This window comes from Streptomyces sp. NPDC050085, from assembly GCF_044460595.1.
GTDB lineage: Bacteria > Actinomycetota > Actinomycetes > Streptomycetales > Streptomycetaceae > Streptomyces.
Genome location: NZ_JBITJZ010000004.1, coordinates 694839 through 716458, shown reverse-complemented (window position 1 = coordinate 716458; position 21620 = coordinate 694839). Strand labels below are relative to the sequence as shown.

Here is a 21620-nt window from a genome sequence, read left to right as displayed (position 1 = left end):
CTGCCCGAGCAGCACCGTAGCCAACTCGTGTTGCTGCTGTGAAGGTTGATGTTCGATATGCCCGATACATTTTCGTGACCTTGGCGCCGGGCCTCGCTCCCCGTGGTCAATCCGGAAGGATCTGCGCCGAGTTGTCCGTGGATTGCCCGGAGTCTTCCCGGAGTTACGGAGTCCGCCGACTTGTCCCTACTAGGGTCCTGCCCCCATGGACTGAGGGGGTACGGAGATGAGTGTCAGCAGCCAGGGACGCAGGGCCGTCGCCGCCACCGCCGGGGCCGCGGTCGCGGTCGGCGTCGCACTGAGCGCGGGCCCGGCCGTCGCGACGCCCGCAACGCCCGCGGGGCCCGCCGTCGAGGTCCTCGCACGCGGGCTCGACAACCCGCGCCAGCTCGCCGTCGACCACGGACGCCTGTACGTCGCCGAGGCCGGCCGGGGCGGCAGGAAGTGCCTGCCGGGCGGCGGACCCGAGGGCGACACCTGCATCGGCACGTCGGCCGCGGTCACCAAGATCTACTGGGAGGACGGACAGCGCAAACGGTTCCGCTTCGTCGAGGGCCTGCCGTCCGCCGCCACGAAGGACGGCGGCTTCGCGACCGGCCTCGACGGCGTCTCCGTGCGAGACGGCCGTGCCTGGGGCGTCATGACGTGGGCGCCGCCCGACCAGGTGCCCAGGGGCAGGCCGTGGAACACGCTCGGCAAACTGCTCCGGCTCGACTGGGGCCGCTACCAGGTCGCCGCCGACATCGCGGCCGTCGAGCTGAAGCACAACCCGCACAGGGCGAGCGTCGACTCCAACCCGTACGCGGTCCTCGCGCTTCCCGACGGGCGGACCGTCGTCGCGGACGCGGCGGGCAACGACCTGATCGTCGTCTCGCCCGACGGAAAGGCGAAGCCGTTCACCGTCTTCCCGAACCACAACGGCCACGAGGCGGTCCCGACCTCGCTCGCCCTCGGCCCCGACGGCAACCTCTACGTCGGCGACCTGAACGGCGAGGCCACCAGGCCCACCGCCCGCGTCTGGAAGGTCAGCCCCCGCGGCAGGATCCTCGGCTGGACGTCCGGCTTCGGCTCGATCACCGGCCTCGCGGTGGGCGGCCACGGCGACCTGTACGTCAGCCAGCTCTTCGCCGGGGCCGTCACCAGGGTCGACCACGGGACGGGGAAGCGTACGAGCATGAAGGTGCCGTTCCCCGCGGGCGTCGCCGTCGACCGCCGGGACGGCAGCGTCTACGTCTCCGCCTGGTCGGTCGCGGACCGTGACGGGACGGTGATGGAGGGCGGCAAGAAGTCCCCCGGCGGCCAGGTCTGGCGGATCACGGGGTTCTGACCTGCCGGTCTTTCGGGTCTTGTGAAGGTGGCGGCGTGGTGTCAGTGGGGCGGCCTAGACTCGTAAGGCGATGAGCAGCCTCTTTGACGACAACTTCCTGGCCAGCCTCCAGAGCGGTACGCAGGAGCCCCCGCCGCCGCCCGAGGAGCCCGAGCACGACAGTGCCCCGGAGCCGATCCCGGACGACCTGTTCGGCGGGAAGTTCGACGTGCCCCCGGCCAGGGACGCCCACTACCGCGACGGCGCCCCGCGCCCGGTGATCGACCCGGCGGCCCTGCTCGACGGGCTGAACGAGAACCAGCGGGCGGCCGTCGTGCACGGTGGTGCCCCGCTGCTCATCGTCGCGGGCGCGGGCTCCGGCAAGACCCGCGTCCTCACGCACCGCATCGCGTACCTGCTCGCCGAGCGCGGTGTGCACCCGGGCCAGATCCTCGCGATCACGTTCACGAACAAGGCCGCGGGCGAGATGAAGGAGCGCGTCGAGTCCCTCGTCGGCCCGCGGGCCAACGCGATGTGGGTGTCGACCTTCCACAGCGCGTGCGTGCGCATCCTGCGCCGCGAGTCGAAGAAGCTCGGCTTCACGTCGTCCTTCTCGATCTACGACGCCGCGGACAGCAAGCGCCTGATGGCCCTGGTCTGCCGTGACCTGGACCTCGACCCGAAGAAGTTCCCGCCGAAGTCCTTCAGCGCCAAGATCTCGAACCTGAAGAACGAGCTGATCGACGAGGAGGACTTCGCCGGTACGGCGGCCGACGGTTTCGAGAAGACCCTCGCCCAGGCCTACGCGATGTACCAGTCGCGGCTGCGCGAGGCCAACGCGCTCGACTTCGACGACCTGATCATGACCACGGTGAACCTGCTGCGCGCGTTCCCCGACGTCGCCGAGCACTACCGCCGCCGCTTCCGCCACGTCCTCGTCGACGAGTACCAGGACACGAACCACGCGCAGTACGCGCTGGTGAAGGAGCTGGTGGGACCGACAGAGGGCGAGGGCGCGGACCCGGCCGAGCTGTGCGTCGTGGGTGACGCCGACCAGTCGATCTACGCGTTCCGCGGCGCCACCATCCGCAACATCCTCCAGTTCGAGGAGGACTACAAGGACGCGACGACGATCCTGCTCGAGCAGAACTACCGCTCCACGCAGACGATCCTCTCCGCGGCCAACGCGGTCATCGAGCGCAACGAGTCGCGCCGCCCCAAGAACCTGTGGACGAACGCGGGCGCGGGCGCGCAGATCACCGGCTACGTCGCGGACACCGAGCACGACGAGGCGCAGTTCGTCGCCGAGGAGATCGACCGGCTCACCGACGCGGGCGACGCGAAGGCGGGCGACGTCGCCGTCTTCTACCGGACGAACGCGCAGTCCCGTGTCTTCGAAGAGATCTTCATCCGCGTCGGCCTGCCCTACAAGGTCGTCGGCGGCGTCCGCTTCTACGAGCGCAAGGAAGTCCGGGACGTCCTCGCCTACTTGAGGGTCCTGTCCAACCCGGAGGACTCCGTCCCCCTGCGCCGGATCCTGAACGTGCCGAAGCGCGGCATCGGCGACCGCGCCGAAGCGATGATCGACGCCCTTTCGCTGCGCGAGAAGATCAGCTTCGCCCAGGCGCTGCGCCGCGTCGACGAGGCGTACGGCATGGCGGCCCGGTCGACCAACGCCGTGAAGCGGTTCAACACGCTGATGGAGGACCTCCGTACGATCGTCGAGTCCGGCGCGGGCCCGGCCACCGTCCTGGAAGCCGTCCTCGAACGCACCGGATATCTCGCCGAGTTGCAGGCCTCGACGGACCCGCAGGACGAGACCCGGATCGAGAACCTCCAGGAACTCGCCGCCGTGGCCCTGGAGTTCGAGCAGGAGTCCGGCGCGTCCGAGGAAGGGGAGGGCGGCGGCACGCTCTCCGACTTCCTGGAGCGCGTCGCCCTCGTCGCCGACTCCGACCAGATCCCGGACGAGGACGACGGCAGCGGCGTCATCACCCTGATGACCCTGCACACCGCGAAGGGCCTCGAGTTCCCGGTGGTCTTCCTGACCGGCATGGAGGACGGCGTCTTCCCGCACATGCGCTCCCTTGGCCAGACCAAGGAGCTGGAGGAGGAGCGCCGCCTCGCCTACGTCGGCATCACGCGCGCCCGCGAGCGGCTCTACCTCACGCGCTCGACCATGCGCAGCGCCTGGGGCCAGCCCTCGTACAACCCGCCGTCGCGCTTCCTGGAGGAGATCCCGGACGCGCACCTGGAGTGGAAGCGCACGGGCGGCTCGGCCCCGGCGGCGCCGACCAAGGGCATCGGGGGCGGCATCGCGGCCTCGCTGTCCGCGCAGTCTTCGGCCCGCTCGCGCACGACCCCGGCGTTCGCCACGCGCCGGGCGACCGAGAAGCCGGTGGTGTCCCTGGCCGTCGGCGACCGCGTCACGCACGACCAGTTCGGCCTCGGCACGGTGGTGGGCGTCAGCGGCTCGGGAGGGAACGCGGAGGCGACGATCGACTTCGGCGACCCGAAGCCGAAGCGGCTGCTGCTGCGGTACGCGCCGGTCGAGAAGCTGTAGCCGACTCGGGCTCAGGTGGGGTCGAGGCCGTGGCTGCGCAGCCACGGCAGCGGGTCGATCGCCGAGCCGCCGCCGGGCCGTACCTCGAAGTGCAGGTGCGGTCCGGTCGAGTTCCCGGAGTTGCCCGACCGCGCGATCACGTCACCGGCCTTCACGGGCCCGCTCATCACGGTGTGCGCGGAGAGGTGGCAGTACCAGGTCTCCGTACCGTCCTTGGCGGTCACTATCGCCATGTTTCCGTAGGCGCTGTTCCACTGCGTCCGCACGGTGCCGTCCGTCGCGGCCATCACCGGAGTGCCGTACGAGACGGGGAAGTCGATGCCGGTGTGCACGGACATCCAGTTGATGCCGGCCTGGCCGTAGTACGCGCTCAGCCCGTGCTGCGTCACCGGCAGCGCGAACTTGGGCCGCAGCGCTTCCTTGCGCCTGGCCTCCTCGGCGGCCTTCTTGCGGTCCGCCTCCTGCTTCGCCTTCAGGTCGATGCGCTCCTGCGTGCGGCTCGCCCGGTCGGCGAAGTCGCCCGCGTCCGCGGACATCTCCTTGAGCTGCGTGTCCAGCTTGTTGTTGGCGACGGACGGCTTCACCGCGCTCGCGTCGGGCACCGACGCCGCCTGCGTCTCCTTGCCGTCGTCCCCGCCGCCCATCACCGACGCCGCCGCGACTCCGGCGACCCCGACCACGCACACCGAGGGCACGGCCACGGTCAGCAACGCGGAACGCTTGGCGGGGGTGCGGCGGCGGGTCCGGGTCCCACGGGAGGCCGCGCGCGGGGTGAACTCCCGCTCGGGGGAGGAGTGTTGGGGCTCGTCGGCTTCGGGTTCCGGCTCGGGGCCGAGCTCTGGTCCCCGTTCGGGTTCGGGTTCGGGTTCCGGCTCGTGGGCCTGGGGGAACTCCGGGGGGCTGTACTGGTCCGGTACGTACTCGTGCGCGGTGCCGCCGGAGTTCCAGGCCGTGGCGTCGTACGCGCCGGTGTCATAGGTGCCGGTGTCGTACGTGCCGGTGTCGTACGCCGTCGTGCCGAACACCGGAGTCTGTGTGGTGTACGCCTGGGTCCCATAGGACTGCGCGGGCCACTCGCCGGTCTGCGCCCACATGGCGGTCGTGTCGTAACTGCCGGTGCTGTACGGGTCCGTGTACTGCTGCTGTTGGGGCTGCGCGGCCGTGTACCACTGGCCGGTGTCGTAGGAACCCGTGTCGTACGCGGGCTCGCTGCCCGGGAGGTCTCCGAAGAGCGGGTCGGCGGCGAAGCTGGTCGTGGAGTAACCGTCGTACGCCGCGTCGTACGCGGTCCCCGACGGATGACGGTCGTTCACCAACTTCTCTTTCGCCTCGACAACAGGGGCTGCCAGAGCAGTGCGGCGACTGTACCCGGCGGTACGCGGGCACGACAATCTTCGGCAGGTTTCATGCCTCGCGGAAACGGGCAATCGGCCGCCTTTCGGTGGACTGTGGGCAGAGCTTTGGCTCTGAGTTCGACATGCGTTCGAAGAAATGGGCCGGTGACGGGGAGTTCGCGGGGGCAGATCGGCCGTTCGTCAGGTGGTGGGCAGCGCCACGGCCGTGACGAAGGGGCATGCCACCAAGGCGCCGCTGCCGTCGAGCGCGACGGCCGACCGCTCGTCGATGCCCTGGTTCTCCCACCGCCAGCGCCGCCTTCCGTCCAGGACGTCGAGCCCGATGAGGAACGGCGGGCGCGGCGCACGCCCCAGCAGCCCCGTGCTGCCGCGACCGGCCTTCGCCACCACCAACCCCGAACGGACGCCCACGAGTTCCAGGCCCCCGGCCGTGCGCAGCCGCCGCTCCCAGCGGACCTCGCCGGTCGCCGCGTCGAGAGCGAGGACCACGTCCGTGCCGCGCCCGGTGCCGTACGAGGTGACGAGCGCGTCCGCGGCAGGGAGCACTGGCGACGGCGTGCCCGGCAGCTGATGTCTCCACAGGCAGGCGCCGGTCGCGGCGTCCAGCACGATGACGGCGCCTTCGTCGGCGAGGGGGAGGGGGAGGAGGTCGGGGGCGGGGGCGGAGTGGTCGTCGGTGGCTCCGTCGGTGGTGGAGTCGGTCTCGGGGTGCGCGGTTCTGGCCCGTGTCCAGCGGACGTCGCCCGAGGTCTGCGCCAGGCCGTGGATCAGCGTCCCGTCGACGACGGCGACGCAGCCGTGCCCGGCGGCGACCGGCCGCGGTGCGCCCTGCCGCGCCCGGAAGGTCCACGCCACCTCGCCGGACGCCGGGTCGAGCGCGGTGACCGTGACGTTGTCCCGGTACAGCACGAGCCCGTTGAGTCCGTTGAGTCCGTTGAGTCCGTTGAGTCCGTTGAGTCCGTTGGGTCTGTCGAGTCCGTTGAGGACAAGCAGGGGGTTGGTCGAAGGGTCGCGCACCGCCTGTGGCAACTCCCGCCACCACAGCACCCGTCCGTCGCGCACGCCCCGCGCCACGACCCGCACACCGGGGCTGCCCACGCCGCCGGTCGCGAGGTAGATCGCGTGCGTGTCCACAGCGCAGCGCAGCGGTTGACCGGCCTCCTTGGGAGGCTCCGGTACGCCGTGGTCGTCGACGGCGGTCCATCGCTGGAGCCCCGACGCCGCGTCGAGCGCGCCGATCACGTCGCCGGAGGACCAGACGACGGTGTCCCCTGCCGCGGCGAGGTCTGCGGGGGTGACCACTTCGGAGATCCAGTCGGTGTGGTGGGGCGACGGACGGGCGTGGTCGTCGGGGGGTGCGGTGATGGTGGGGGCCGCGTGCAGGGGGAGCGGGAGTGGGGCCTCGGGGAGGGGTGGTGCGGCGCGGTCGATCAGGGCCGAGGCGGCGTTCGTCAGCTTGAACGCGCGCTCGCGGGGATCGGCCAGGGCGCGGGCCTCGGCCGCCGTCTGCCGTACCGACTCCGGTGTCGTGCGCGGCCGGGGACGCGAGGCATCGAGCCCTTCCCCGGTCATCCGAAGGTGCCTTAGGACGCGGTCCAGCGAGCTGTCCGTCGTCGTCTCGCCGGGGCCGCGGCCGAGTATCCGCTCGACCATGTTCCGTGCCTTGGCCGCTTCCACCAGGGCGCCGCGCTCCTCGGCCTCCGCCGCCTGCTCCCGCAGTTCGGCGATCCGCTCCTTCGCTGCCAGTTCGACGGCGCGCTCCATGGCCGGCAGCAGCTGCGCGGCTTCGGCGTAGCGGCTACGGCACCAGCCCATGATCACGAGCCACAGTGCCTCGACGCGTTGCTCCGGCCGCATCCCCTCCAGAACGTGCAGCGCGGCTTCGGGGTCCTGCGCGGCCGTGGCCTGTTCGGCGAGGACATGGACCATGGCCGACCGCCGCCAGTACTCGCCCTGGATCCGGTTCCGGTACGCGTACGCCTGCCCGGGGTCGCTGACCGCGACGGCTTCGGCGGCGTGCGCCAAGATCTTGTCCCGGCCGGGATTCCCGGGGCGCAGCAGATCGATGAGGTGGGTGGCGCGCTCGGGGTCCACGAAGGCCACCTCATCCAGCACCATGCTGAGCTCGACCTCCCGGTCCACACCCGCCAGGGGGAAGAGGGCCTGCAGCGCCTCGGCCCCGATCCGGCGGGCGCGGGCAGGCGCGAAGTTCCGCGCCTGCCCTGTCATGCGCGCCAGCTCGGACGCCAGGAGGGTGGGGGTGTCCCGCAGCTGCCGCTGCGTCTGTTCCTGGGCGACGCCCAACAAGCGGGCGGCGAGCTCCGCGTCGACGTAGGACGCGGTCAGGGCCATGTTCACGTACCAGCCGTCGGGCACGTCGCCGTCGGGCAGATCGATCGCGCGGGCCGCACGCTCGGCCTCCGCCAGCAGCTCGATGACGGTCTCGCGGAAGTCGGCCCGGCTGCTCGTGCCGGGGCCGGGGCCGGGGCCGGGGCTGGGGCCGGGGCCGACCTCGATCCCGGTCAGCGCCTCCGGCGTGTTCAGCAGCTTGAGCGCGTCGGCCACCGCCGTCGCGGTCGGCCGCTCCTCGGGGTCTTTGGCCAGCAGGTCAAGGACCAGTGCGTCGAGCGTGGGCGGTACCTCGGGCCGGGTCTCCCGAGGGCCGCGCGGGACGTCCTCCAGATGACGGCGCATGACCGCCATGGGGTGCGCGTCGGTCCCGAACGGCGGTTCTCCGGTGAGGAGTTCATTCAGTACGCAGCCCAGCGCGTACAGATCACAGGGCGTGTCCACGGGGTCGCCGCGCCACTGCTCGGGAGCCATGTACGGCGGCGTGCCCACCATCCAGCCGGGCGCGGTGAGCTGGGTGGACGCGTCCATGGCCCGCGCGATCCCGAAGTCACAGACCTTCAGGCGCCCGTCGGACTCGACGAACAGGTTGGCCGGTTTGAGGTCCCGGTGGACCACCTGCCGGGCATGGGCGGCGACCAGTGCCTCGGCCGCCTGCAGCCCGAAGCCCACCGCCTCGCCCACCGCGAGCCCGCCCGGCGAACGATTGAGGAGGACGGCCAGATCCGCGCCGTCCAGCAGCTCCATCACCAGATACAGCCGGCCGTCGTGCTGCCCCACGTCGTGCACGACGGTGATGCCGGGGTGCTGCAGCCGCGCGCCGAGCACGGCCTCGCGGCGGAACCTGGAGATGAGCTGGTCGTCGGCGCGCCCCGCCAGCAGCACCTTGACGGCGACGGCACGCTTCAGGGCCAGGTCGAAGGCCTTCCAGACCTCCCCCATGCCACCGTGCCCGAGCCGCTCGTCGACCCGGTACCGCCCGGACAAACGCTCCCCGACCTCCATGCGCTCCCCCGTCGAGACGTCGGATGTGCACATGATGCCGTATCAAATGGCCCTGAAACGCGGTTCATTGGGATCAGGGGCGGGGGTTCGGGCTGCGCGCGGCTCGGGGCGGGCGGGGTGTGGGATGCGGGGTGCGCGATCACGCCACGGTCAGGCCGCCCACGGAACCGGCGCGTGCCCCGGACGCCGGCTCCGCGTCGAGCGCCTGCCGGATGCCCGTCGCGACGGCCGGGTGCACCGGCAGCGCCAGATGACCGATGCCCGTGACCCGTACGTTCTGCGCGATCAGGTCCGGGTGGTCGACGCAGGCTGTCTCCACCGGGACCATCAGCTGGTCGAGATCGCTCCAGAAGCTCACGAAGCGCGTACGACAGCCGGGCGCGGGACGCTTCAACTCCTCGACCACGGAGGACCCCGGGCGCATCTGCCGCACGATCGGGTGCGCGTCGGCGAGCGGCGCCACGCTGGTGCCGCCGTGCGGAGTGCCGAGCGTGACCAGCGTGCGCACGTGGCGGTCGCCGCCGAGGCACTGCACGTAGTAGCGCGCGATCAGCCCGCCCAGGCTGTGCCCCACGATGTCGATCCGCTCCTGGCCCGTGCGCTCGCACAGCTCCTCGACGTGCCGGGCAAGGAGCGCGGCCGCCGTCCGGATGTCACAGGTCAGGGGCGAGTAGTTGAGGGACTCGACCGGGTGCCTGCCGTGCTGGGCCAGCGAACGGCGCAGCAGGACGAAGATCGAGCGGTTGTCGATGAAGCCGTGCAGGAGGAGGACCGGGGAGCGGTCGGGGGTGGGCAGGCGCGGCGCGTCCGCCAGGGGTTCGCTGTCCTGGGGGTCGGGGCCCACTTGGAGATCGGGGCCCTCCGGGAGGTCTGGGTCCAGGTCCGGTGATGACTTTGCCGGGAGCGCCGCCGGGTGCCTGCGGTCCGGGCGCTCCGGGAGGATTCCCGAGGGGTAGAGGAGCAGATGGCCCGCGAGGATCGTCAGCTCGAGTGCCGTCGCCTTCAACAGCGCGATGGACAGACCCGCCAGTCTGGCGGGCAGCAGGTGGCAGAGCGGGCGAAAGGGCAGGGCCCTCGTGACCTTCATCGGTCGACCTCCCGTCGGCACACGAGCGACGCCTCTGTCCCCCGTGTGCGCTCATGGGAGCCGTGCCGAGCAGACCTTCCTGGCCAGGTCCGGATCCGGTCCTGGCGATCCGATCCCGGTGATCCGGCCTCCGTGCGGCCGAACGCACCGGGAAAGCACCGTGCCACCGTGCCGTGCGGCTGTCGGCGCGGTGGCCCGGCGACCTCGAAGCGGCTCCCTTCGCGCCTGTCCCGGATGCGGCGGATGTCTCGCCTGGTGCGGTCGCGGCGCGCAGCGAACGTGTCCCACCGTGTGATTTCCCCCTCGGTCCGCACCGCGAAACGGCGGGGTGCGGGATGCTGTGGATAACGTTCGTTCACCTCGGGTGTCCGGGATGGGACGTCCGGAACCCGGGTACGGGACCCCACAAGGGCCCGCGGGTCAGTCACTTCATGGAGGCAGTGATGGGTGTGGCAACCGGTCCGATCCGCGTGGTCGTCGCGAAGCCGGGGCTCGACGGTCACGACCGTGGGGCCAAGGTGATCGCGCGGGCGCTGCGCGACGCCGGCATGGAGGTCATCTACACGGGCCTGCACCAGACCCCCGAGCAGGTCGTCGACACCGCGATCCAGGAGGACGCCGACGCGATCGGCCTGTCCATCCTCTCCGGCGCGCACAACACGCTGTTCGCCCGCGTCATCGAGCTGCTCAAGGAGCGCGACGCAGCGGACATCCTCGTCTTTGGCGGCGGCATCATCCCCGAGGCCGACATCCCGCCGCTCAAGGAGAAGGGCGTCGCGGAGATCTTCACGCCGGGCGCGACGACGGCGTCGATCGTGGACTGGGTCCGCGCGAACGTCAGGCAGCCCGCCCAGGCGTAGCCCTCCGGGTGGGGCGGGTTTTGTCGTGCGGAGGGTGTTGTTGTGCGGCGGGTTCCGTCGTGGGGCGGGTGTGTCGTGGGGCGGGGTGAAACGGGCGCCGTCACCCCGGTCGGCATCACGCGCCGACTGCTCGTCCTACCCGCCCTACCCGCCCTGCCTGCCCTGCCTGCCCTACCCGTCTTGTCCGGTCTGCTCGTTCTACCCGTCCAGCCCCGCCAGTTCCCTTCGCATCGCCCCGCGCAGCCGCAGCGTGCCGACCAGTCTCTGGAACGCCTCGGACCAGTAGCCCCCGGCCCCGGGCGCCGCGTCCTCCCGCTCCTCCACGGTGGCCGTGAGCCCCTCGAGCCGGGCCGCCTCCTCCGGGTCAAGACACCGCTCGGCAAGGCCCATCACCCCACTGAAACTCCACGGGTAACTCCCCGCGTCCCGCGCGATGTTCAGCGCGTCGACCACCGCCCGGCCGAGCGGCGGGGCCCACGGCGTCGCGCACACCCCGAGCAACTGGAACGCCTCCGACAGCCCGTGCGCCGCGATGAACCGCCCGACCCAGTCCGCCCGCTCCACCCCCGGCAGCGCCGTCAGCAACTTCGCCCGCTCCGCCAGCGACACCGCCCCGGGCCCCGCCGCCCCCGGCGCCGTCGGAGCCCCGAGCAGCGCCCGCGACCAGCCCGTGTCCCGCTGGCGCACCGCGGCCCGGCACCACGCCCCGTGCAACTCGCTCCGCCAGTCGTCGGCCACCGGCAGCGCCACGATCTCCTCCGGGGTGCGGTCGCCCAGCCTCGCGGGCCAGCTCCCCAGGGGCGCGGCCTCCACCAACTGGCCGAACCACCACGACCGTTCGCCCCGGCCCGCCGGCGGCTTGGCTGTTACTCCGTCCCGCTCCATCGCCGCGTCGCACTCGTGCGGAGCCTCCACGACGACCGTTCCCGTCGCACGGTCGAGCGCTACGCAGGACAGGGCCCGGTCCGCCATCCGCCCGGCCAGCGCGGAGTGCGGCAGCGCGGAGAGCAGCTCGGCCGCCGTCGCCCGCACGTTGCGGCTGCGGTCGGTCAACGCCCGCTCCAGGAACGGCTCGTCCGCGTCGCCCAGTCCCGTACGCAGTGAGTCCAGGAACATCAACCGGTCCTCGGCGCGCTCCGTGCCCCACGTGCTCTCCAGGAGAGTGCGGGCCGCCTCGGGATCATGGGCCCGGACAGCGGCCAGCAGCGCCACCCTCTCCGCGAACAGGCCCTCCTCCCACAGGAGTTGAACCTGTTCGGTCTCCTCCGGTGCGGGCAGCGCGGCGCCTGCGCCCGGGGTCGCGCGCAGGGCGAACTTCCAGTCCGGGTTGAGCCGGGCCAGCCACAGTGCGCGCGGGCCCGCGAAGGTGAGGGCCCCCGGGCGGAGGTCGGTGCGGCCGCGTGCCGCGTCCAGCAGGGCGGGGAGGAGTTCGGGCGGGGGTGCGTAGCCGTGGTTGTTGGCCGTGGCCAGCCACTGCGGCAGCAGTTCGAGGAGGTCCGGGGCCGTGCCGCGGCGGGTGGTGCCGGTGCCGGGGCGGTCGGTGAGCAGCATCGCCAGTCGGCCGCGGGCGGGGGCGGGCAGGGGTGGGCGCGGGTCGGTGGCGGCCGGGTCAGGCGGGGTCGCGGCCGGGGCCGGACGCAGGCCCGCGCGGCGTCGCACCGTCTGCAGGGCGGCCTCGTCGAGCAGCTCGCCGGGGCGGCTGAGTGGGCGCCGTTCGGTTCCGAGCAGAGCGGCGGTCACGAGGTCGTCCCAGGTCGTGTCGGTGGTGCCGGTGCCGGTGCCGGTGCCGGTGCCGGTGCTGGTGCTGATGGAACTGGCCATGAGTACCCCTCCGTGATGTAGCCGGGTTTGGTGCGCTGTTGCTTTCGTCGTGGGCCGGAGGCTGACTGCTAATACCCGGCCGGGTTCGGTGCGCTGTTGCTTTCGTCGTGGGGCGGGGCCGTGTCGGGGTACCTCCTCGGCCGGGCTCCGGTCACCGTCGCGTGTGCGCCTACGGCGCGGCGTCCCGGGTTGGGTGCCTGCGGTGTCCTGCGGGGGCACCCCGACACGTCCCCTCCCGTCGCCGAGCGGCCAACCGCCGGTGGGACCGCACCCTTCGATGAGGGCTGCGCCCGCCCGCCTTCGGCTGCGGGGCGCCCCCGCCTCTGGGTATCCGGTCACTCCGCCCCCGCCTTGGGCAGTCTGCCGCCTGGGGCGGCACGGGTGGGCAAGGCGGCACCCGAGCGCTGGGTGCGCGATACAACAAGGGCTCAGCCCGACCCCGGTCGAAGACACACACGCCGGGCAACCGTTCAAACAGGGCCCCGCGCCGAACCCGCCCCGCGCCGGAGGCGATCAGCACAGGGGGCGGATCTCGGGGGACGTCGCCGTCCACGTGGACAAGGGGCGGAAGCCCTGATGGCCGCATTCGCCGAACACCGTCACCGGCTCGCCGCCCGAGAGCGCGACCAGGCGCCACAGGCCGGGCGAGGCCGCCGCAGGGGCGGTCAGGGGGAGGGCCGACTTGCCGTCGGAGTCCGTCAGTTGCCAGGTGCCGTCGGGCGCCCGGGCCGGTATGACGTCGGCCAGGGTCACCGGCCACGAGTCGAGCCACGGGTCCAGCGCAAGCGCGTCCCCGTACGCCGCGACGGCGCCGCCCGCATCAACTCCCGCAGGGCGAACCCCTGTTGCCGAGGGCGTCGAGAACTGTTCGCCCAGCTCCGCCCGGAGGGCCCCCGCCCCGGGATGCCCCGTGACCGTCGCCTCCAGCGTCAGCCCGGCCGGCAGGGCGAGCGCGGGGGCACGGCCCGCCGCCCCGAAGGACAGCAGCAGGACCGTGCGGGCCGACTCGGCGCCGTACAGCCATATGCGGCGCGTGGTGAGGTGCCCGTCCGCCGAGTCGTACTGGGACAGGACCAGCCAGTCGTCCCGGATCGGCCGGCCCGTGGGCGAGGCGGGGAGTCCGACGCGGGAGCGGACCGTCGCCGCCAGGTCCTCGGGAAGCTCCGAACGGTGCAGCCAGCCCTGGTCGAGGAGGTGGAGGAGGGCGCATTCCTCGAGGAGCCGCACCGGCCAGCCCGGACCGGACCCGGGGATCGCCCCCAACTCCCGTACGCGCGAGGCAAGTCCGGGCGCCTGCGCGTCGACCATGCGGGCCGCCGTCTCCTCCCACATCCCATATCCGGCCCGCTCCGCCTGAGCCAGGCCGCCGCGGAGCAGATCGGTCAGGCGCTGCTCCAACTCCGAGGCCCCCGCCGTGATCCGCTGCGCGCGGCGCTCCGCTCTGCGCCGGGCCGCCTCAGGGTCTGCCCGTGCGTCGGCGGAACCGGGTGCGGTCGACTCCTCCTGCTTCGTCTCGGCCCGCTTGCGTCTGCCCTCCAGCCACTGCTCGGCCCAGTCCGGTGGCGTCTGTCCGGCCGGGATCCGCGGGTCCGCGCCCGCCCAGAGCAGCAGCAGTCCGAGCGCGTGCTTGCACGGGAACTTGCGGCTCGGGCAACTGCACTTGTACGCCGGGCCCGCCCCGCCGGAGCCGCCGCCGATGTCCACGATCGTCTGGTACGGCTTGCTGCCGCTTCCCTTGCACAGCCCCCACACCCCTCCCGCATCCGAACTCCCGGTCGCCGACCAGGGTCCCGCTTCCCCGAGCTTGCTTCCCGCCTTGCGTGACGCGGCGTCAGGCGCCAGTGCAAGCACCTGGTCCGACGTCCAGCGCACCCCCTGCTGTGTCATGTCGTCGACGGTAGGTCCCGGCACTGACAATCCAGCCGAAGTCCCTTCTGACCTGCGGTGATTGTGGGGGCGACGTCGATTGTCAGTGGCGTGGTGCACCGTGGAACCCATCGCGCGACGAGGCGTCACGACCTCTCGTCGTGATGGTTCGAGTTGGGCGAATCAGAAGGTGGGGGACAGCCATGACCGTTTCCGTCGAGGACCGGACAGGGGAGCAGGCCGAGGGGCAGGCGCTGCGCCCGCACGCCGAGGACGCGTTCGCGGGTGAACTGGCGGCGCTGGCCGCGCAGGACGACCGGCCGCGCCCCGCCCGCTGGCGCCTCTCGCCGTGGGCCGTCGCCACGTATCTGCTGGGCGGCACCCTGCCCGACGGCACCGTGATCACGCCGAAGTACGTGGGGCCGCGGCGCATCGTCGAGGTGGCCGTGACGACGCTCGCGACCGATCGCGCCCTGCTGCTCCTCGGCGTGCCGGGGACCGCCAAGACCTGGGTGTCCGAGCACCTCGCGGCCGCCGTCAGCGGGGACTCCACGCTGCTCGTGCAGGGCACGGCCGGCACTCCCGAGGAGGCGATCCGGTACGGGTGGAACTATGCGCAGTTGCTGGCGCACGGGCCGAGCCGGGACGCGCTCGTGCCCAGCCCCGTCATGCGGGCGATGGCGGACGGGATGACGGCGCGCGTCGAGGAGCTCACGCGCATCCCCGCCGACGTGCAGGACACGCTCATCACCATCCTCTCCGAAAAGACCCTGCCCATACCGGAGTTGGGGCAGGAGGTGCAGGCCGTGCGCGGGTTCAACCTCATCGCCACCGCCAATGACCGCGACCGCGGCGTCAATGACCTGTCGAGCGCGCTGCGGCGGCGTTTCAACACCGTGGTGCTGCCGCTGCCCGCGAGCGTGGAGATGGAGGTCGACATCGTCTCGCGCCGTGTCGAACAGGTGGGCCGGGCACTGGAGTTGCCCGCCTCTTCCGACGGCATCGACGAGATCCGGCGCGTCGTCACCGTCTTCCGCGAGCTGCGCGACGGAGTGACGGCGGACGGTCGTACGAAGGTGAAGTCGCCCAGCGGGACGCTGTCCACGGCAGAGGCGATCTCCGTCGTCACCAGCGGCCTCGCGCTGTCCGCCCACTTCGGGGACGGCGTGCTGCGGCCCTCGGACATCGCCGCCGGGATCCTCGGCGCCGTGGTGCGGGACCCGGCCGCCGACCGCGTCGTCTGGCAGGAGTACCTGGAGGCCGTGGTGCGCGAGCGCGACGGGTGGAAGGACTTCTACCGGGCCTGCCGCGAGGTGAGCGCATGAGCGAGGAAGCGCTGCTGCTCGGCGTCCGGCACCACGGGCCAGGGTCCGCGCGGGCCGTGCGGCGTGCGCTGGACGAGGCCCGGCCGGCGGTCGTGCTGATCGAGGGCCCGCCGGAGGCCGACGCCCTCGTCCCGCTCGCCGCCGAGGAGGACATGCGGCCGCCGGTCGCGCTGCTCGCGCATGTCGTGGACGAGCCGGGCAGGTCGGCGTTCTGGCCGTTCGCCGAGTTCTCGCCCGAGTGGGTCGCGCTGCGCTGGGCCCTGGAGCACGAGGTGCCGGTCCGCTTCATCGACCTGCCCGCCGCACACAGCCTGGCGCTGCGGGACACCGAGGAGGCGTTGCTGGAGGAGGAGGGAGAGGAGGGGGAGGCGGGTGACGTGCGCGTCGATCCCCTGCGCGTGCTCGCCGAGACCGCCGGGTACGACGACGCGGAGCGCTGGTGGGAGGACGTCGTCGAGCACCGTGAGGGCGACGCGTTCGCCGCCCTCGGCGAGGCGATGGGCGCGCTGCGGGAGTCGTACGGGGACGGCGGGCACGCCCGTGACCTGGTCAGGGAGGCGTACATGCGGCTCCAAGTGCGTGCCGCGCAAAGGGAGTTCGACGACTCCGTCGCCGTGGTGTGCGGGGCCTGGCACGTGCCCGCGCTCCGCGAGAGGACCACGGTCGCCGCCGACCGCGCCCTCCTGAAGGGGCTGCCGAAGGCCAAGGTCGACATGACCTGGGTTCCCTGGACGCACCGCCGGCTCGCGCGCGCCAGCGGGTACGGGGCGGGCATCGAGTCGCCGGGCTGGTACGGGCATCTGTTCGGCGTTCCCGACCGGCCCGTGGAGCGCTGGCTGACCAAGGTCGCCGGGCTGCTGCGCGACGAGGACAGGATCGTGTCGTCCGCCCATGTCATCGAGGCGGTGCGGCTCGCCGAGAGCCTCGCCGTGATGCGGGGACGGCCGCTGGCGGGCCTGACCGAGACCACCGACGCCGTCCGGGCCGTGCTCTGCGAGGGCTCGGACGTCCCGCTGTCGCTCATCCACGACAGGCTCGTGGTCGGCGACGTCCTGGGCGAGGTGCCGGAGGCGGCGCCCGCCGTCCCCCTGCAGCGCGACCTGACCCGGGCCCAGCGCACCCTTCGGCTCAAACCGGCCGCGCCGGAGCGGGAGTTGGACCTCGACCTTCGAGGTGACACCGACGCCGCGCGCAGCCGCCTGCTGCACCGCCTGCGCCTCCTCGGCGTCGCCTGGGGCGAACCGGCCAGATCCGCGCGGGGCTCCACCGGCACGTTCCGCGAGACCTGGCGGCTGCGCTGGGAGCCCGAGCTCTCGGTGCGGGTCGCGGAGGCCGGGGTGTGGGGGACCACCGTGCTCGCCGCGGCGAGCGCCAAGGCCGAGGCGGACGCCGTGGCCGCGCGTGCCCTCGCCGACGTCACGGCGCTCGCCGAGCACTGCCTGCTGGCCGGGCTGCCGGACGCGCTGCCCGTCGTCATGCGGGTCCTCGCCGACCGCGCCGCCCTCGACACGGACGTCGGCCACCTCGCCCAGGCCCTGCCCGCCCTGGTCCGCGCCCTGCGTTACGGCGATGTGCGCGGCACCGACACCGCCGCCCTCGCCGGGGTGGCGACCGGCCTGGCCGAGCGGGTCTTCGTCGGGCTGCCCCCGGCGTGCGCGGGCCTCGACACCGACGCGGCGTCCGGGATGCGCGACCACGTCGACGCGGTGCACTCCGCGGTCGGGCTCCTGGAGGACGCCGCGCTGCGGGACCGCTGGCGGGCCGTGCTGCGCACCCTCGCCGTGCGGGACAGCGTGGCCGGTGTCGTCCGCGGCCGCTGCGTGCGGATCCTGCTGGACGAGGGCGCACTCGCCGACGACGACGCGGCCCGCCTCATGGGCCTCGCCCTCTCGCCCGGCACCCCGCCGGCCGAGGCGGCGGCCTGGATCGAGGGCTTCGTCGGCGGCGCGGGCAGCGGTTCGGGCGGCGGCCTCCTCCTCGTCCACGACGAGCGACTCCTCGCGCTGGTCGACGCGTGGCTGACGGGAGTGCCGGGCGACGCGTTCATCGACGTACTGCCGTTGCTGCGCCGCACGTTCTCGGCGTACGAACCCGGAGTCCGACGGGCCCTGGGGGAACTGGTCAGCCGTGGCCCCGCGTCCTCGGCGTCCGCCGGGGCGGGGGCGGTCTCCGGGTTCAGCGAGGAGTTCGACGCGGGGCGGGCGGACGCGGTGGTGCCGGTCGTCCGGATGCTGCTCGGGGTGGGGGCGGGGTGACTCCGTCGGCCGGCGGGTGCGGGCTGATGGAGATGGCGCACGAAGTGCGCATCTCCAGGGGCGCGGGGAACTGCGCGACCAGCCCCCACACGGCCGCACCCGCCCACGACGGAGTCACCCCGCAGACGAGAACGCGCATCAACGACCCTGAGGAGACCGCGAGATGACGGACGCCACGACCACGACGACTGCTGGCGACGAGCGACTCCGGCGCTGGCGCATGGTCCTCGGGGGCGACGCCGGGGCCGACGGCACGGGTTGCCCGCTCGCGGACCGGGACGCGGCGATGGACGGCGCGCTGGCCGCACTGTACGGCTCGGGCGGCGGAGGAAAGCCGGCACCGGGCGGCCCCCGAACCGCCGGGCTCGGAGCCTCCGCCCCGTCGGTGGCCCGCTGGCTCGGGGACATCCGCACGTACTTCCCGTCCTCCGTCGTCCAGGTCATGCAGCGCGACGCCATCGACCGGCTCGGCCTGTCCGCGCTGCTGCTCGAACCCGAGATGCTGGAGGCGGTCGACGCCGACGTGCACCTCGTCGGCACGCTGCTCTCGCTCAACAAGGCGATGCCGGAGACGACGAAGGAGACGGCCCGAGCGGTCGTCCGCAAGGTCGTCGACGACCTGGAGAAGCGGCTCGCCACCCGGACCAGGGCCACGCTCACCGGCGCCCTCGACCGCAGCGCCCGCGTCAGCCGCCCGCGCCACCACGACATCGACTGGAACCGCACGATCGCGGCCAACCTCAAGCACTACCTGCCCGAGTACCGCACGATCGTGCCCGAGCGCCTCGTCGGGTACGGGCGGGCCGCGCAGTCCGTCAAGAAGGAGGTGATCCTCTGCATCGACCAGTCGGGCTCGATGGCCGCGTCCGTCGTCTACGCCTCCGTGTTCGGGGCCGTGCTCGCCTCGATGCGGTCGATACAGACCCGGCTCGTCGTCTTCGACACCGCCGTGGTCGACCTCACCGACCAGCTCGACGACCCCGTCGACGTCCTGTTCGGCACCCAGCTCGGCGGCGGCACCGACATCAACCGGGCGCTCGCGTACTGCCAGTCGCAGATCACCCGCCCCGCCGAGACGGTCGTCGTGCTCATCTCCGACCTCTACGAGGGAGGCATCCGCGACGAGATGCTGAAGCGGGTCGCGGCGATGAAGGCATCCGGGGTCCAGTTCGTGACGCTGCTCGCGCTCTCCGACGAGGGGACGCCCGCCTACGACCGGGAGCACGCGGCGGCACTCGCCGCACTCGGGGCGCCCGCGTTCGCCTGCACCCCGGATCTGTTCCCCGACGTGATGGCCGCGGCCATCGAGAAGCGGCCCCTGCCGATACCCGACGCGGCATCCGATACCGGGGGAACAGGGGGAGTCGCGGCAAACCGGATATGAGTACCCATCGGTAACACGGGGCTTGCGCAGGCGCCCTCGTCCCGTGCGAGGATCGGCGCACCGTGACTTCCCAGACCACTCTTCCCGTTCCCGCCGGGCGCCTGCTGCGCGCGGCGGTCGGGCGACGTGCGCTGCAACTGGCGCTGCTGCTCGGCGGGTTGATCGGCCTCGGCCTCCTGTGCGGCGGCCAGGCCCATGCGGACGACTCCGTCGGTTCTCTCCTGCAGCGTCATGCGGCCGTGCACGAGGTGGGCGAGGTGCGCCCCATGCGCGAGGTGCGGGAGCGGGTGGTCGAACGGGTGCGCGACCTCGCGCCCGTACGCGCAACTGAAGCCGTACGCGCAACTGAACCCGTACACGCAACTGAAGCCGTACGCGTCACCGAACCCGTACGGGACAAGGTCGTACGGCCCGTCGCCGATGTCGTCCGCCAAGTGGTGCGGCCGGTGGGTGAGTTGACGGGGCAGGTCGTCGAGGGCCTCGCCGGGGCGGCGTCCCGGCCGCTGCCGTCCGGTACGCCGAGGTTGCCCGGACTTCCCGGCTGGCCCGGCGGTTCGGACCCCGAGCCGGCGCCGTCGGTACCCCCGGTGCCGTCCGCGCCCGCCGACCGGTCGGGCACCGCCGCCCCTGCATCCGCGCACGCCGCCGAGGGCGAGCACCACAAGCGCTCCGCCGAGGTCGCGGGCCCGAAGGCGTACGGTGCCGCGCTCTTCAGCGACGTACCGGCGCACGAACCGCACCGCGGGTCCACGGCCGCCCGGCACACCGCCGCGCAGTCGCCGGCACCCGGCGGCATCCCGACGCGCCCGGACGGCGCGCCCGTGGCCAACGCCTCGGCGGGCGACGGCAGTTCGACGCGGCACGGAGATCTGCACGCGGCGGCGTTCGACAGCCGCGTGCCCGTGCTGCTGCCGCCCGGCGCGCCCGCGTCGGCACGGCCCGCGCCGGTGGCCGACCGGCATCGCGACATTCCCGAATTCCCCGGCTAGGGCAGCCCGTTCCCCGCTCGTGACCTGCCGCGCGGGGGCGGAACAGGTCTGCCCACCCCTGAGAATTCGAAGGAACCACGCACCCATGAACAAGAACATCCGCCGCTCCCTCGTCATAGCCGCGGGCGTCGGCGGCGCCTGGGCCCTCGGCTCCGCCGTGGCCAGCGCCGACGAACTGCCCGCCCACCACTCGCTGTCCGTGCCGGACGTGACCCCGGACGCCGTGTCCGACGTACAGGACCACGTGCAGGACCACGTGCAGGACCAGGTGCAGGACCGCGTACAGGAAACGGCGTCGCACCTGACGCGGGACGCCGCCGCCAAGTCCGCCGAGGTCGGCAAGTCCGTCAACGTCGGCAAGGCTGCCGAGGCCGGCAAGGCTCAGGACGACGTCGATTACCTCTTCGGTCCGCTCTCCGCCTTCGCGCCCGAGCTCGAGGACCAGGGTCAGGGCCAGGTCGAGAGCCGGGTCCAGGACCAGGTTCAGAACCAGGTGGCCGCCGCCACCCCCATCGCCGGTGAGACGGCGTCCGCCGTGCTGCCGCCCGTCGCCGCCACCGCCGTCCAGGGCGTGCTGCCCGTCGCGGGCCAGGCCGTCGGGGACGTGACGGTGCTCGCGGGCGGCGCGCTCGGGGACGTCGCTCCCTTCGCGACCGGCCTCGTCGGGCAGCAGGTGGGGCCCTTCGCCGAGGGCGTGACCGGCCGGGTGCAGCCGCTGGCGGCCGGGGTCACCGGTGAGGCGGTCCCGTTCGCGCAGGCGCTGGCCGGGGGCGACGTCCAGCCGTTCGCCGCCGGGGTCGTGGACGCCGTGCAGCCGGTCGTGCGGACCGTCGTCGACCACGTGAGCCCCGTCGTGCAGGGCGTCACCGGCAGCGCCCACGGACTGGTGCGGGGTGTCACCGGAGACGTCACGCCGTTCGTGGGCGGGGTCGTCGGGGACAACGTCGCCCCGTTCGCGCAGACCGTCGTCGGCGGTGAGGCGGCTCCTCTCGCCGCCGGCGTCACGGGCACGGTCGCCCCCTTCGCGCAGGATCTGACTGGCACGGTCGTCGCCGACGCGCAGCCGCTGGCGGGCAACGCGGTCACCGGCGTGCAGGGCGTCGCCACCTCCGTCGCGCCCAGCTACGTGCCGGGCATCTGACCGACGTCGCGCAGCCCGGTCGGCCGAATGCCGTCGGGACGAACGGGCAGAGCGCGGCGTACGAGCGGGCGGACCGTGGGGACGGGCCGCCCGCCCAGGACCCCGACCGAGCACCACCCGGGGTCCTTCGGGTGGCCTCACCGTGCGTACCCCCGCACGGTGAGGCCGCGAAGAACGCGACAACAGCGAGAAAAACGGTCCATGAGAATGCGCTCTGTGACCGGTATCACCGCTCAGGTGTGATCTGCGATTTAGAAGCCATCGCTGAGCGGCGATAACCTGCGAGACGGACATGCCGCGTACCGGCCACTGTG

The 21620-nt window shown here is 72.9% G+C and carries 13 protein-coding genes; 8 read left to right on the top strand and 5 right to left on the bottom strand.

The window, feature by feature from the left end; all coding sequences use genetic code 11:
- The first annotated feature begins 226 nt into the window (after positions 1 to 226).
- Positions 227 to 1327: a ScyD/ScyE family protein gene (locus tag ACIBUY_RS19435; protein WP_399153146.1), complete on the top strand. Its 1101-nt coding sequence runs from the start codon at positions 227 to 229 to the stop codon at positions 1325 to 1327.
- Positions 1328 to 1397: 70 nt separating this feature from the next.
- Positions 1398 to 3869: a DNA helicase PcrA gene (gene pcrA / locus ACIBUY_RS19430; RefSeq protein ID WP_399153145.1), complete on the top strand. Its 2472-nt coding sequence runs from the start codon at positions 1398 to 1400 to the stop codon at positions 3867 to 3869.
- Between the two features lie 11 nt (positions 3870 to 3880).
- Here the strand turns inward: pcrA and ACIBUY_RS19425 are convergent, their stop codons facing one another.
- The 3 genes from ACIBUY_RS19425 to ACIBUY_RS19415 form a co-directional block, all read right to left on the bottom strand.
- The gene (locus tag ACIBUY_RS19425) at positions 3881 to 5182 is read right to left on the bottom strand and encodes a M23 family metallopeptidase (RefSeq protein WP_399153144.1); all 1302 of its coding nucleotides are present in this window, start codon (positions 5180 to 5182) and stop codon (positions 3881 to 3883) included.
- A 222-nt stretch (positions 5183 to 5404) separates the two neighbouring features.
- Positions 5405 to 8611 carry a protein kinase gene (locus ACIBUY_RS19420; RefSeq protein WP_399153143.1) on the bottom strand — a complete coding sequence of 1069 codons (3207 nt, stop codon included), beginning with the start codon at positions 8609 to 8611 and terminating at the stop codon, positions 5405 to 5407.
- Between the two features lie 106 nt (positions 8612 to 8717).
- A complete protein-coding gene (locus tag ACIBUY_RS19415; RefSeq protein ID WP_365577214.1) occupies positions 8718 to 9665 on the bottom strand; it encodes an alpha/beta fold hydrolase in 948 nt (315 codons plus the stop codon).
- 443 nt (positions 9666 to 10108) lie between these two features.
- On the opposite strand from ACIBUY_RS19415, the gene ACIBUY_RS19410 reads away from it, so the two are divergent.
- On the top strand, positions 10109 to 10525 hold the full coding sequence (locus tag ACIBUY_RS19410; protein WP_365577216.1) for a cobalamin B12-binding domain-containing protein: 417 nt from the start codon (positions 10109 to 10111) through the stop codon (positions 10523 to 10525).
- Between the two features lie 198 nt (positions 10526 to 10723).
- Here ACIBUY_RS19410 and ACIBUY_RS19405 read toward each other — a convergent pair whose 3' ends face one another.
- Positions 10724 to 12346 (bottom strand): DUF5691 domain-containing protein, encoded by a 1623-nt coding sequence (locus tag ACIBUY_RS19405; RefSeq protein WP_399153142.1) that lies wholly within the window; start codon positions 12344 to 12346, stop codon positions 10724 to 10726.
- Positions 12347 to 12859: 513 nt separating this feature from the next.
- Positions 12860 to 14233, bottom strand: a complete 1374-nt coding sequence (locus ACIBUY_RS19400; RefSeq protein ID WP_399153141.1) for an SWIM zinc finger family protein — start codon at positions 14231 to 14233, stop codon at positions 12860 to 12862.
- A gap of 182 nt (positions 14234 to 14415) precedes the next feature.
- Between ACIBUY_RS19400 and ACIBUY_RS19395 the strand changes: the two genes are divergently transcribed.
- The 5 genes from ACIBUY_RS19395 (at position 14416) to ACIBUY_RS19375 (ending at position 21306) form a co-directional block, all read left to right on the top strand.
- A complete protein-coding gene (locus tag ACIBUY_RS19395) occupies positions 14416 to 15537 on the top strand; it encodes an AAA family ATPase (RefSeq protein ID WP_365577222.1) in 1122 nt (373 codons plus the stop codon).
- The gene (locus ACIBUY_RS19390; protein WP_399153140.1) at positions 15534 to 17792 is read left to right on the top strand and encodes a DUF5682 family protein; all 2259 of its coding nucleotides are present in this window, start codon (positions 15534 to 15536) and stop codon (positions 17790 to 17792) included. Before ACIBUY_RS19395 ends, ACIBUY_RS19390 begins: the two co-directional genes overlap by 4 nt.
- Before the next feature lie 163 nt (positions 17793 to 17955).
- Positions 17956 to 19176: a VWA domain-containing protein gene (locus ACIBUY_RS19385; protein WP_365577226.1), complete on the top strand. Its 1221-nt coding sequence runs from the start codon at positions 17956 to 17958 to the stop codon at positions 19174 to 19176.
- Between the two features lie 62 nt (positions 19177 to 19238).
- Complete coding sequence (locus ACIBUY_RS19380; RefSeq protein ID WP_399153139.1) at positions 19239 to 20165, top strand: hypothetical protein; 927 nt, start codon at positions 19239 to 19241, stop codon at positions 20163 to 20165.
- Between the two features lie 85 nt (positions 20166 to 20250).
- Positions 20251 to 21306 carry a hypothetical protein gene (locus ACIBUY_RS19375; RefSeq protein ID WP_399153138.1) on the top strand — a complete coding sequence of 352 codons (1056 nt, stop codon included), beginning with the start codon at positions 20251 to 20253 and terminating at the stop codon, positions 21304 to 21306.
- Positions 21307 to 21620 lie beyond the last annotated feature (314 nt).